The 12012-nt window shown below is 72.3% G+C and carries 14 protein-coding genes; 4 read left to right on the top strand and 10 right to left on the bottom strand.

Features of this window, described 5'->3' with window-relative positions; all coding sequences use genetic code 11:
* Positions 1 to 34: 34 nt before the first annotated feature.
* A complete protein-coding gene (locus EV699_RS07330; RefSeq protein WP_132540822.1) occupies positions 35 to 958 on the bottom strand; it encodes a LysR family transcriptional regulator in 924 nt (307 codons plus the stop codon).
* Between the two features lie 112 nt (positions 959 to 1070).
* On the opposite strand from EV699_RS07330, the gene EV699_RS07325 reads away from it, so the two are divergent.
* Positions 1071 to 1820 (top strand): 3-oxoacyl-ACP reductase family protein, encoded by a 750-nt coding sequence (locus EV699_RS07325; protein WP_132540819.1) that lies wholly within the window; start codon positions 1071 to 1073, stop codon positions 1818 to 1820.
* A gap of 90 nt (positions 1821 to 1910) precedes the next feature.
* Here EV699_RS07325 and EV699_RS07320 read toward each other — a convergent pair whose 3' ends face one another.
* The 8 genes from EV699_RS07320 to EV699_RS07290 all read right to left on the bottom strand — a co-directional run bounded on the left by EV699_RS07320 (position 1911) and on the right by EV699_RS07290 (position 7042).
* Positions 1911 to 2546, bottom strand: coding sequence for a hypothetical protein (locus tag EV699_RS07320; RefSeq protein ID WP_132540816.1), 636 nt, complete (start codon positions 2544 to 2546; stop codon positions 1911 to 1913).
* A 124-nt stretch (positions 2547 to 2670) separates the two neighbouring features.
* Positions 2671 to 2952, bottom strand: a complete 282-nt coding sequence (locus EV699_RS07315) for a hypothetical protein (protein WP_132540813.1) — start codon at positions 2950 to 2952, stop codon at positions 2671 to 2673.
* 22 nt (positions 2953 to 2974) lie between these two features.
* Entirely contained in the window at positions 2975 to 3496 is a 522-nt protein-coding gene (locus EV699_RS19900; RefSeq protein ID WP_165904068.1) for a GNAT family N-acetyltransferase, read from the bottom strand.
* Positions 3493 to 3996 (bottom strand): phage tail protein, encoded by a 504-nt coding sequence (locus EV699_RS19895; RefSeq protein WP_165904067.1) that lies wholly within the window; start codon positions 3994 to 3996, stop codon positions 3493 to 3495. The genes EV699_RS19900 and EV699_RS19895 overlap by 4 nt, the downstream gene beginning before the upstream one ends.
* Positions 3997 to 4007: 11 nt before the next feature.
* Positions 4008 to 4526, bottom strand: a complete 519-nt coding sequence (locus EV699_RS07305) for a phage tail protein (RefSeq protein ID WP_132540807.1) — start codon at positions 4524 to 4526, stop codon at positions 4008 to 4010.
* A gap of 66 nt (positions 4527 to 4592) precedes the next feature.
* Positions 4593 to 5099, bottom strand: a complete 507-nt coding sequence (locus EV699_RS07300) for a phage tail protein (protein ID WP_132540804.1) — start codon at positions 5097 to 5099, stop codon at positions 4593 to 4595.
* Positions 5100 to 5225: 126 nt separating this feature from the next.
* On the bottom strand, positions 5226 to 5882 hold the full coding sequence (locus EV699_RS07295) for a hypothetical protein (protein WP_132540801.1): 657 nt from the start codon (positions 5880 to 5882) through the stop codon (positions 5226 to 5228).
* Between the two features lie 233 nt (positions 5883 to 6115).
* The gene (locus EV699_RS07290; RefSeq protein ID WP_132540798.1) at positions 6116 to 7042 is read right to left on the bottom strand and encodes a LysR family transcriptional regulator; all 927 of its coding nucleotides are present in this window, start codon (positions 7040 to 7042) and stop codon (positions 6116 to 6118) included.
* 197 nt (positions 7043 to 7239) lie between these two features.
* Between EV699_RS07290 and EV699_RS07285 the strand changes: the two genes are divergently transcribed.
* The 3 genes from EV699_RS07285 (at position 7240) to EV699_RS07275 (ending at position 9508) form a co-directional block, all read left to right on the top strand.
* A complete protein-coding gene (locus EV699_RS07285; RefSeq protein WP_132540794.1) occupies positions 7240 to 7956 on the top strand; it encodes an SDR family oxidoreductase in 717 nt (238 codons plus the stop codon).
* A 208-nt stretch (positions 7957 to 8164) separates the two neighbouring features.
* Positions 8165 to 8887 (top strand): polysaccharide deacetylase family protein, encoded by a 723-nt coding sequence (locus tag EV699_RS07280; RefSeq protein WP_243662587.1) that lies wholly within the window; start codon positions 8165 to 8167, stop codon positions 8885 to 8887.
* Positions 8888 to 9064: 177 nt separating this feature from the next.
* A complete protein-coding gene (locus EV699_RS07275; protein ID WP_132540791.1) occupies positions 9065 to 9508 on the top strand; it encodes a CBS domain-containing protein in 444 nt (147 codons plus the stop codon).
* Between the two features lie 48 nt (positions 9509 to 9556).
* Here the strand turns inward: EV699_RS07275 and EV699_RS07270 are convergent, their stop codons facing one another.
* The gene (locus tag EV699_RS07270) at positions 9557 to 11929 is read right to left on the bottom strand and encodes a glycoside hydrolase family 31 protein (RefSeq protein ID WP_132540788.1); all 2373 of its coding nucleotides are present in this window, start codon (positions 11927 to 11929) and stop codon (positions 9557 to 9559) included.
* Positions 11930 to 12012 lie beyond the last annotated feature (83 nt).

The raw sequence follows: 12012 nt of genomic DNA, 5'->3' as shown, positions 1-12012 counted from the left end.
ACGCAGATCGCCGCGTCTGCCGCCGCGCGCGACGTTACAGCGCCGACAGCCGTCGGGCGTAGTCCTGGCGGCGGAAGTGCTCGACGACGAAGTCGACGAACAGCCGCGTCTTCCGCGCCAGCAGCCGCTGCGCCGGGAAGTAGATCGCGATCGCCCCGGCGTCGACGTACCAGTCGGGCAGCACCCGCTGCAGCGTGCCGGCCTCCAGGTGGGGCAGCGCGTGCACCGTGCTCACCAGCGTCACCCCCAGCCCCTGGCGCGCGGCGTGGCAGGCGGCCTCGGGGTCGTCCATGGTCATCCGCACCTTGAGTTCGATCGCCGCCTGGTGGCCGCCGCGGTCGCGCAGCGTCCACGCCGGGATGCGCCCGCTCTGCGGCGCGCGGATCAGGATGCCGTCGTGGCGGGCGAGGTCGGCCGGCGTGGCCGGCGACGGCTGCGCCGCCAGGTAGGCCGGCGCGGCGAGCAGCACGCGGTGCGCCGGCGCCAGCTCGCGCGCCACCGCCCCCGGCGGCAGCTCGAAACCGCCGCCGATGGCGGCGTCGAAGCCCTCGCCGATCAGGTCCACCGGGCGGTTCTCGAAGTGCCAGTCGGGGCGGATCGCCGGGTAGCGGGCGAGGAAGTCGCCGAGCAGCGGCACGATGTAGTCGCGCCCGAACGCCAGGGCCATGCTGACCTTGAGCGTGCCGGCCGGCTGGCCCCCGGCGCCGGCCAGCTTGGCCATCGCGCCGCGCAGCGTGTCGAGGCCGCCGGCGGCTTCCTGCAGGAAGTGTTCGCCGGCCTCGGTCAGCGCGAGCTTGCGCGTGCTGCGCTGGAGCAGGCGCACGCCGAGTGCGGCTTCGAGCCGCGCGACGTTCTTGCCGACCGCCGCAGGGGTCAGCCCGAGCCGCCGCGCGGCCGCGGCGAAGCTGCCCGCTTCGGCGCTGCGCACGAAGCATTCGATGCCGTTGAGGGTGTCCATGGCCCGATTCTAAACCGTTGCGATCGACTGCAAGCCGGTTTTTCCGACTAATCAGCGCATGATCGTCGCCGGATACTCGTCTCCGTCCACTCACCCACACCCGGAGACGATCATGACTTCCTCCCTCCCCCTGACCGGCAAGGTTGCGTTCATCCAGGGCGGCTCGCGCGGCATCGGCGCGGCCATCGCCATCCGTCTCGCCGCCGACGGCGCCGCGGTCGCGCTGAGCTACGCCCAGTCCGCGGCGGCGGCCGAGCGCGTGGTGCAGGCGATCGAGGCCGCCGGCGGCCGCGCGCTGGCGATCCGCGCCGACAGCGCCGACGAACGGGCCGTCCGCCAGGCCATCGGTGCCACCGTGGAGGCGTTCGGGCGGCTCGACATCCTGGTCAACAGCGCCGGCGTGCTGGCAGTGGCGCCGATCGAACAGTTCAGCATCGAGGACCTCGACCGCACCCTCGCCGTCAACGTGCGCAGCGTGGTGATCGCGAGCCAGGAAGCCGCGCGCCACATGGGCGCGGGCGGGCGCATCATCACCATCGGCAGCACCAACGCCGAGCGCATGCCCTTCGCCGGCGGCGCGGTGTACGCGATGAGCAAGGCGGCGATCGTCGGCCTGACCAAGGGCCTCGCGCGCGACCTCGGCGCGCGCGGCATCACCGTCAACAACGTCCAGCCGGGGCCGGTGGACACCGACATGAACCCCGCCGAGGGCGCGTTCGCCGAGTCGCTCACGCAGCTGATCGCCGTCGGCCGCTACGGCCACGTCGACGAGGTCGCGAGCTTCGTCGCCTACCTCGCCAGCCCGCAGGCGGGCTACATCACCGGCGCCAGCCTGCTGGTCGACGGCGGCTTCGCCGCCTGAGGCCGACGCCGCGCCTCCGCGCCGCTGCGCGACGCTCGCCAGGCGCCCCGCGCCGCGGCCGGCAAGGAGCGCCCCGCGGTCGCGCGGATGTCAGGTGCCGAAGCTGAACGCCGGCTTGATCGCCGAGCTCAGGATGCCCTTGAGGTCGGCGGTGGGGAGCAGGTTGGCGCCGACGATCTGCGCCCCGAAGTGCCATGCGCCGTCCTCGAAGACGCCGTAGACGAAGGCCGAACCGGGGTCGGCCGTCTGGCCCGAGTAGCCGTGCTCCGCGGCGCCGGAGACGGACAGGCTCCGGGCCCTGACCTGCTCGGGTCCGCCCATCTGGGTGACCAGCTTGTCCTCTTCGGCGCTGCGTTTCGGCTGCGACAGGGTGCCCGCGATGTGCGCCACCTTGACCGGCGCCCCCTCCTTGGTCAGCACCGAGAACCGGCAGCCGGTCATCTGCGAGGTGAAGAAGTACTGGGCGTCATTCCCCATGTCCATCGAAACGGCCTTCAGGGTTTTCCAGGGGAGCCAGTAGGCCTTGATCTTTTTCTGGACCCTGCCGAAGCGATCCTCCCGCAGTTCGACCACCGCATCGGAAATCTTCCAGAAGTAGACGTTGCGGGTGCCGGCCTTGTTGCCGAGGTTGTCCATCTCGGCCACGTTGGCGACGAAGATCACGTGCTGGCTGAGAAAGTCCGCCCGCTTCTCCTTATCGGTGAATTCATCGGTGACGTTCGACATGGTCTACCTCAGGCGAGCGGTCGAGGGGGGCGCTGTGGGCGGTATGAACAGCCCGTTGACGGCCATCGCAAGGATGCGCGGGGCGCACCCGCGGGGGCCCGGTGGTCGACGTTCGTGGGGCACGTCAGCATGTGTTCCCGCGGGAATCGTCGTCGCGGCCGGGGCGTGAATGCCCGCAGCTCGCCGCGATGCGGTCGAGGCACGGGCCGGCCTGATTCACCACCACCGACAGGTGCCCGTCCGCCGGGCAAGGGTGGCGCGTGCCGTTGCGGACGGTTTCGGCGATGTATCGCCCCATCGCGGGCGGGACGTGGCGATCGTGTTCGCTCTGGTACACGTCGACCGGTGCGGTGATCCGTTCCAGGGCGTAGGGCCTGCGGCTGCCGATCAGCTGCGCTTCCCGCATGGCGCCGCCCAGTGCCGCGGGCTCACGCCTGCGCCTCCATGGCGGGCGCCGCATCCGCGCACGGGCGATGCAGGCGCAGGTAGACGCCATCGTCGGCGAGGCTGCGAAAGCCGAGCCGCGCGTACCACGCGCGTGCCGGGTTGCTGCAGGCGACGTGGGCCGCGATCGGCCGCGCCGAGGCGTCGCTCTCGGCGATCAGCCCGGCCAGCAGCTGCGTGCCGATGCCGCGCCCCTGGAGCGCCGGGAGCAGCGAGATGTCGATCAGGTGCAGTTCGTGCCGGCCGCGCGCCACGATCAGGCGGCCGACGGGGGCGCCGTCGAGCAGGACGAGGCTGAAGTCGGCGGCGGCGAACCGGGCCCGGTAGTGCGCCGTCTGCGAGCGGTACTGCTGGGCGAGCAGCGCCGCCTTCGCGGCGTCCGGCAGGGGCAGCGCCGCCAGGTCGGCCCGGGTGCTGGCGTACAGCGCCTGCAGGAAGCCCTCGTCGGCGGCTTCCGTCGGGCGCAGCACCAGCCCCGGCAGCGCGGCGGGCGGCGGCGGGGTCACGGCCGGCTCGGGAAGATGCCCTGCAGCGCGATGATCCAGTTCACCACGCCGTACGGCTGCATGTTCTCGTGCGGCTGCGACTGTCCGGCGCTGGCGATGGCGCCGGGTGCCAGCGTGGCGTTGGCGGCCCCCGCGAACATCGCATTGCCGCCCGAGTCCTGCGCGAAGACCTGGCCGGTCGGGGCCGCGGCCGTGCCGGCGCCGGCGAAGGCGTTGGCGGCGTGGCCGTGCGGGGGCATCTGGTCGACGCTCAGGGTGACGGCCGCGCTGCCGCCCGCCGCGCCCTGCGGGTAGTTGGCCGCCGGCCCGATCGCGACGCGCCCGCGCAGGTCCGGCAGCGCGAAGGTGGTCGTGCCGTTGCCGCCGTACTGCGTGCCCAGCAGCGCGAACAGGGCCTGGTTCTGCGCGATCGGCAGCAACTGGCCGTTGCACTGCGCCCAGCCGTTCGGCGCGAAGGTGAAACTGACCATCCGCATTTCACCAAGGAAGGGATCGCTCACGGTATCGGACCTCAGTTGCGCTGCGGAAAAATGCCCTGCAGGGCGATGCAGTAATTGACCACCAGATAGGGCTGCAGGTTGCTGTGCGGGTTGGTGCCGCCGGTCAGCGTCAGCGCATCGGCCGCCATCGACACGTTCGGCGTCGCCGCGTACTCGTTGGCGCCGCCGGCGTCGGCGGACCAGAACGCGTTGGTCGGCGCATAGGCGTTGCCGACGCCGCTGTTGGCCGCAGTAGCGTGGTTGTGGGCGGCCAGTTGCTGGGTCGTCAGCGTGACGGTTTCCGTGCCGCCCATCTCCCCCGGCACGCGCGGCGTCAGGCCCGGCCCGGCGCCGGCATGCAGGGGCACGCGGCCACGCAGGTCGGGCAGCGCGAACGTCGTCTTGCCGTCGCCGCCGTACTGCGTCCCGAGGATCGAGAACAGCGCGGTGTTCTGTGCGATCGGCAGCAACTGCCCGGCGCAGAGGGCCCAGCCCACCGGCGCGTAGTTGAAGCCGAAGGGACGGATCTCACCAATGAACGGATCGCTCATGTCATGACTCCTGATCGGTTCCGGAGCGTTCGCCGGAGCTGCGTGGAAGCAGGCCGGGGCCGCTGGTCACGGGCGCGACGGGTAGATGCCTTCCAGGGCGATGATGAAGGTCGTGGCCAGGAAGGGCTGCAGGTTGTCGTGCGCCTGCCCGGCACCGCTCGAACCGATGGCTGCCCCGGACAGACTGCTGCCGTTGGCCGCCGTATTGAAGGCCGCCACGTTGGCCCCGCCGTCGCCGGCCCAGTAGGCGCCGGCCGGGCTCAGCCGGTCGGCCACCGCCGCACAGCGTGCGGCATGGCTGTGCGCCGGCAGTTGCGCCGCGGTCAGGGTGACGGTCTCGGCGCCGCCGAGGGCACCCTGCGGCAGGCTGGCGCTCGCGTGCGCGGCCACCCGCCCGCGCAGGTCGGGCAGGGCGAAGGTATTGATGCCGTCGCCGCCGTAGGTCGTGCCGATCAGCGAGAACAGGGCGCTGTTCTGGGCGATGGACAGCAACTGGCCGTCGCAGGTGGCCCAGCCGCGCGGGGCGAAGTTGCCCCCGAACATCTTGATTTCACCAATGAAGGGGTCTGCCACGATCGTCTCCGCAGAGCGCGCCCGGTCCGGGCTGCGCGGCGTGTCTGCCGCCGCCCGGTCGGAACGTGTCGATGAATGGGTCAGGTGCGCTGCCGCTGTACGCGGTCGCCGCCACGATGCCGCGGGTCAGGGGGCTCGTCGCTGACGGCGCCAGGCCGGTACGGTGAGCAGGCCGAAGGCCAGCAGCGGCAGTACGGACGGTGTCGGGATCGGGGTGGTGACGATCGGATCGGTGCTGATCGTCAGCGTCGAGAAATCCACGCCCGCGCCGTTGAAGCTCGTCGGGCCGAGGACACCGAGGCCGTTCTGCAGGGTCAGCGACACGGTCGTGGTGCCCGTCGCCAGCGCGGCGAACACGCTGCTCGGCAGTGTCACGCTGTACCAGTCCTCGCTGCCGGAGGCACCGCCCTTGGTGTTCAGCGCGGTGTTGAGCAGGCTCGTGAGATCGACGCCGCCGACGAAAAAACTGGCCACCTGATCGCCGGCCCCGGCGCCATCGCCGTCCCACAAGCCGATCTGCAGGCTCGCCGAGGTGATCGTTGCCGCGATCGGGCCGCCGTAGGCACTGAAGCTCCAGCTCGTGCTGAAATCCGCGGTGACATCACCGCCGATGACGGTGTTGAACGGTGAGGGGTCCCCGCCGTTGGCACTGGTGAACGTGCCGGAACCGACGGTTTGACCGTCGGTGAAGTCGACATCCCCCAGGGTCTCGCTGAGGATCACCGCCTGCACCGGCGCGGTGCCCGCGGCCACCAGCGCCACCACCATAGCCATGCGCTTCATGAGCAACCTCCGTAAATCGGATCAATGGTTTCCAGACTGGGGTGGTGCATCACGTGCCGAGGCGCGTTTCCAGCCACGCGCTGCACATGCCAACGGCGCCGCGCGTGCCTTCCGCCGCGCTGCCATCGTGGCCACACCATTGAAGGGGAAGTCTAGACGCGCCTGCGTCGGGTACCGGATTAATTGTGCGGACCGGCCGTCGCAGCGGTCGGTGGCGGCGCGCGCTACGCCCGTCAGGCGAGTCGCGCCCCGGCGCTCGCGAACGTGGCCACCAGCAGGTCGATGAACAGGCGCGTGCGCGCCGGCAGGAAGCGCCGCGACGGGAACAGCACCTGGATCGGCGCGGCCTCGCTGGTCCAGTCGCCGAGCACCTCGACCAGGCGGCCGTCGGCGAGCTCGGCGGCGACGTCCCAGAACGAGCGGCGCACCAGGCCGAGGCCGGCCAGCGCCCAGTCGTTGGCCTGCTCGCTGTTGTCGGCGGCGAGGCGGCCGCGCACCCGCACCGTGGTCGGGGCGGCCGTGCGGTCGTGCGCCGGGCGGAAGCGCCAGTCGGCGTGCAGCGTGGCGGCGCGGCTCATCACGATGCACACGATGCAGTCGTGCGCGCCGAGTTCCAGCGGCGAGGCCGGCCGTCCCCGCCGCGCCAGGTAGGCCGGCGCGGCGCAGACCACACGGCGGTTGTCGGCGAGGTGACGGGCCACCAGCCGCGAATCGTCGCTGCCGCCGATGCGCACCGCGCAGTCGAAGCCCCCGTCCAGCAGGTCGACCAGTGCGTCGGACAGCGACAACTGCACCGCCACGCCGGGGTGCCCGGCGGCGAAGCGGGCCAGCGCGGGGCCGATCCAGCGCCGCCCGAGGGCGACCGGCGCCGACACCCGCAGCACGCCGCGCGGCGCGTCGCGGCCGCCACCGACGGCGGCTGCGGCGTCGGCGAGCTCCGCCAGGATGAGCTGGCCGCGTTCGAAGTAGACCGCCCCCTCCTCGGTCAGCGCCAGGCGCCGCGACGTGCGCTGCAGCAGCCGCGCGCCCAGTTCGGCTTCGAGCCGCGCCAGCCGCTTGCTGCACACCGCCGGCGACAGCCCGAGCTCACGCCCGGCGGCGGACAGGCTGCCGGCGTTCACGGCACGGATGAACAGTTCAATGTCGGCAAGCTCGGGCATGGCGGGGTCCGGTCGGGTGTCGTGCAATCTTCAACGGAATGGAAAAGCTGCTTGTCAGACTAGGCCAATTCTCATCTGTAGGGGAAATCACAACAATGGCAATGGCTGCCCGCATGAGCGCGGGCATGCATTAACCCCTTGATCCGGGAGTCCTTCGTGGCGCACCCACGGGCTCCCCCGAGCTGCAGGAGATCGCCATGTCCCTTTCCGATCGCACCGTCGTCGTCCTCGGCGGCAGTTCCGGCATCGGCCTCGCGGTGGCGCGCGGCGCCCGGCGCGCCGGCGCCCGCGTCGTCGTCGCCGGGCGCGACCCCGAGCGCCTCGCCGCGGCCGCCGCCGCCGTCCCCGGCCTGGAAACGGCCGTCGTCGACATCACCGACGAAGCCTCCATCGCCGCCTGCTTTGCCGCGCTCGGCGCCTTCGATCACCTGGTGGTGACCGCCGGCGCGACGCTCGGCGCCATGCCGCTGGCCAGCCTCGACGCGGCCGTGCTGCACGAGGCGATCGACGTCAAGCTCACCGGCAGCCTGCTGGCGGCGAAGCACGCGGCGGCGCAACTGCGCGCCGGCGGCTCGATCGGCTTCACCTCCGGAGCGCTGGCGCGCAAGCCGTCGCCGCACGAGGTGGTGAAGACCGTCATCAACGCGGCGCTGGAGGCGGCGGTGCGGCAACTGGCGCGGGAACTCGCCCCGCTGCGGGTGTACGCGATCAGCCCGGGGCCGGTGGACACGCCGAGCTGGCGCCTGCTCGATGCCGCCGCGCGCCGGGCGATGTTCGAGCGCCTCGGCGCGAGCCTGCCGGTGGGCTTCGTCGCCAGCGCCGACGACACCGCGGCGGGCTACCTGTTCGCGATGCAGGCGCGCGCGCTGAGCGGCGCCGTCATCGACCTCGACAGCGGCGCGCTGGTGGCCTGAAGCGCATGCACGCCGCCGCTGCGCCGACGGCCGCGACGTTCAATCCTTCATCCCTGTAAAGGAGTCGACGATGTCCACGATCACCCTTCCTGCCGGCGCGTTCTGGCCCGACGGCATCCGCCTCGTGATCTCGGTCTCGATGTAGTTCGAGTCCGGCGCGCAGGGCGAGCGCGACAACGGTGCGCCGTTCCCGCCGCTCGCCGAGGACGTGCCCGACCTGCCCGCGCGCACCTGGTTCGAATACGGCGCGCGCGAGGGCATCCCGCGCCTGCTCGAGCTCTGGGACCGGCACGGCGTCCGCGTGACCTCGCACATGGTGGGGCGGGCGGTCGAGCGCTACCCGGCGCTGGCGCGCGAGATCGTCGCGCGCGGCCACGAGGCCGCCGCCCACGGCCACACCTGGACGCCGCACTGGACCCTGAGCGCGGATGAGGAGCGTGCCTCGTACCGCGCCAACGTCGCGGCGATCGAGCAGGCGACCGGCACCCGCCCGGTCGGCTTCAACGCCTTCTGGCTGCGCGGCACCCCGCGCACGCTCGGCATCCTGCAGGCGCTGGGTTTCCGCTATCACGTCGACGACCTGTCGGCCGACGAGCCGATGACGACCACGGTCAACGGCCGGCCGTTCGCGATCGTGCCCTACACGCTGCGCAACAACGACATCGCCCGCTTCGGCGCCGAGGGGCCGCTGAGCGCCGCGGCCTTCGGCCAGGAGCTCCGCGACGAGTTCGACCAGTTGTACGCGGAGGCCGCGCAGCGGCGCCGGATGATGTCGATCTCGACGCACGACCGCATCGCCGGCACGCCGGCGCGGGTCAAGGTCCTCGGTGACTTCCTCGCCTACGCCCGGCGGCACCCGGGGGTGGCCTTCCTGCGCAAGGACGCGATCGCCGAACTGGCGCTGGCGCTGCCCGACGTGCCGGTGAAATAGGCGCGCCGCGCGCCACTAGACTTCGAGCGACGCAGCCCGGGCCCGGCGCCTGCCGCCGTGGCCGGGGGCTGCGCCGGGGCTGGCCGGGGACGACCCCGGCCGGGTCGGGGCACGCGAAACGCATCCGCGCCGCAGCCGGGACGGCCCGCCGCGGGTGCCAGGCGGAGAGGGGCGGCGATGAAACCCGTCACGCAGATTCTCAAGGCCAAGCCGGACCAGGCCGTCTACCGCATCGCGCCGACGGCGTCGGTGTTCGAGGCGATCCGGCTGATGGCCGACAAGGGCATCGGTGCGCTGCTGGTGATGGAGGGCGAGCAGATCGTCGGCATCGTCACCGAGCGCGACTACGCACGCAAGGTCGTGCTGCTCGGGCGTTCGTCGAAGGAGACGCCGGTGGCGGAGATCATGGACGCCCCGGTGCTGTACGTGCGCCCGCACTTCACCAACGAGGAGTGCATGGCGCTGATGACCGAGAACCGGGTGCGCCACCTGCCGGTGCTGGACGGCGAGACGCTGGTCGGGCTGGTGTCGCTCGGCGACCTGGTGAAGGACATCATCTCGGAGCAGCGCTTCATCATCCAGCAGCTCGAGCACTACATCGCCGGCGACCGCTGGGGCTGAGCGCGCGCCGCCGCGCCCGCGGGGCGGACGCGGCGGCGGGGGCGGGCCTCAGAGCACGACGGCGTCGCCGATCGCCGCGGCGAGCGGCTCGCCGCTGAAGGTCCAGCGGTGCGGCGCGAGGTCCTGCGTGACGGTGCCGGCCGGGGTGGTGATCACCGCCTGCGCGGCGCCGTCGTAGCCGACCACGCGCAGGCGCAGCGGCTTCCAGCCGGCCTCGACCTCACTGATGGCGAGGTGCAGCACGTCGCCCGTGCGCTGCGCGCGCAGATGGCAGCGGCTGCGCTCGCCGCGCTGGTAGCCGTAGGTGAGGCCGTCGTCGGCGACGTAGTCGAGCGTGGCCACGGCGTCGCTGCCGGCGCCGAGGATCACGTGCAGCTCGATGTCGGCGAGGTCGTTGTGCTGGCTGGTGCGCTCGCCGACCTGCATCGGCACGAGCCGGCCTTCGAGCAGGAACAGCGGCGTCGAGTGCGCGTTGCTGTCGACCTGGATGCCGCGCCCGCCGGCGAGGAAGCGCCCGTTGCCGGCATCCATCCAGCGCGTCGCGCCATCCGCCCGCCCCGGCAGCACCACCGCGCGGTGCTGCTCGCCCGGGTGCACCAGCGGCGCCTGCATCAGCGCCGGGCCGACCAGGAACTGGTCGTCGACGCGGTCGAGCTCGAGCCCTTCGAGGTTGGGGAAGTCGTGGAACAGCGGGCGCATCACCGCGGCTCCGTCGCGCTCCTGCGCCACCCACAGCTGGTAGAAGTAGGGCAGCAGCTTGTAGCGCAGGCGCACGTAGTGGCGGATGATCGCGAGCGCATCGGCGCCGAAGGCCCACGGTTCCTGCTGCGGGGTGCCGGCATTGGCGTGGTTGCGCAGGAACGGGAAGAACGCGCCGGCCTTGTACCAGGCGATCGCCAGGTCGCGGTCGGGGGAGCCGCCGAAGCCGGGCACGTCGGGGCCGTTGAAGGGGATGCCCGACAGCGCCAGGTTGAGCGTGCAGTGGATGCTGGTGCGCAGGTGGTGCCAGTTGCTCCAGTTGTCGCCGGTCCACACCGCGGTGTAGCGGCTCGAACCGGTGGCGGCGCTGCGCGCGAGCAGGAACGGGCGCTCGTCGGGGCGCGCGGCGAGGAAGCCCTCGCGCGTCGCCTGCGCCATGCCGGTGGCGTACTGGTTGTGGTAGGTCCAGTGCTCCCAGCGGCCGTGCTGGAAGCGCATGTCGTCGAGCTCGGCGGCACCGACGCTGGGGTCGTTCATGTCGAGCCAGGCGCCGTGGAAGCCCCAGTCGCGGAACTGCCGCGCGTAGCCGGCCCACCAGTCGCGCCCCTCGGGCAGCGAGAAGTCGGGGAACCAGGTGCGCCCCGGCCAGACGAAGCCGACGTACGGCCGGCCCTCGGGGTTCTGGCAGAAGATGCCGGCCGCGAGGCCGTTCTCGGCGACCTCGTAGCCGGCCTCGACCTTGACTCCGGGGTCGAGGATCGGCACCACGCGGCGGCCGCGGGCGTCGAGCTCGGCGAGTTCGGCGGCGCGGTCGTCGAAGTGCTCGGCGCTGGTGGTGAAGACCTTGTAGCGCTCCATGTAGTCGATATCGAGCCACAGGCCGTCGCAGGGGAACTCGTGGCGGCTGAAGCCCGCGTCGAGCTGGTGCAGGTCGCGCGGGCCGGCGTAGCCCCAGCGGCACTGGTGGTGGCCGAGCGACCACAGCGGCGGCAGCGGCGTGGTGCCGACCAGGCGCTGCAGGCGCTGCGTCACCGCGGCGACGCTGTCGCCGGCGATCACGTAGAAGGCGGGCACGCCCTGGTCGGCGCCGAACCACAGGCTCGGCGGCGCGTCGAGGTCGTCCTTGCCGGTGAAGAACCAGTTGGAGCCGAGGTCCATGAACACCGCGCCGGGGTGGTCGACGAGGATGCCGACCCACGCCGTGCCGCGGCGGATCAGCAGGTAGGGGATCGCGGCGTACTGCGGGTCGGCCTGGCCGTCGATGACGACCGAGAGCGGGTGGTCGGCCCACACGTCGGCGTTCCAGAACTTGGTGCGCCGGCCGGTCTTCTCCAGGCCGGTGACCTTCTCGCCCTGGCCGAAGAAGCGCATGCCCTCGTCGCGCACGAACTGGATCAGCCAGGCGCTGCCGCAGACGCCGATGCTGGCGCCCTCGGTGCCGTCGAGCACGGCGGCGCCGGCGGCGTCGGTGACGCTCAGCGTGCCGCTGGCGGAGATCGCCACCCGGTGGCTCGACGGGCCGCTGAATGCGTCCTCGTACAGCGGCAGCAGGCGCGCGTCGAGCGGCCAGCGCGTGGCGTGGGCGAGTTCGACGTGGAAGACGTCCTCGCCGAGGTCGCGCACCGTGGCCTGCACGCTGCCGTCGCCGACGTCGAGCCGGCCGTCGTCGTGGCGGTGCGCGAAGGTGAAGTTGGACGGGTGGCGGATCTTGTTGAAATACATGCTGTCGTCTCCTCGTGACGGCGCGGGGGATCAGGGCCCGGTGCGCGCGCGGCGGCACCGGGGGCGGGGTGCCCCGGCACACG

The organism is Plasticicumulans lactativorans, assembly GCF_004341245.1.
Lineage (GTDB): Bacteria > Pseudomonadota > Gammaproteobacteria > Competibacterales > Competibacteraceae > Plasticicumulans_A > Plasticicumulans_A lactativorans.
The sequence above is the reverse complement of the archived record's forward strand: the minus strand, read 5'-3'. Positions and strand labels throughout refer to the sequence as shown.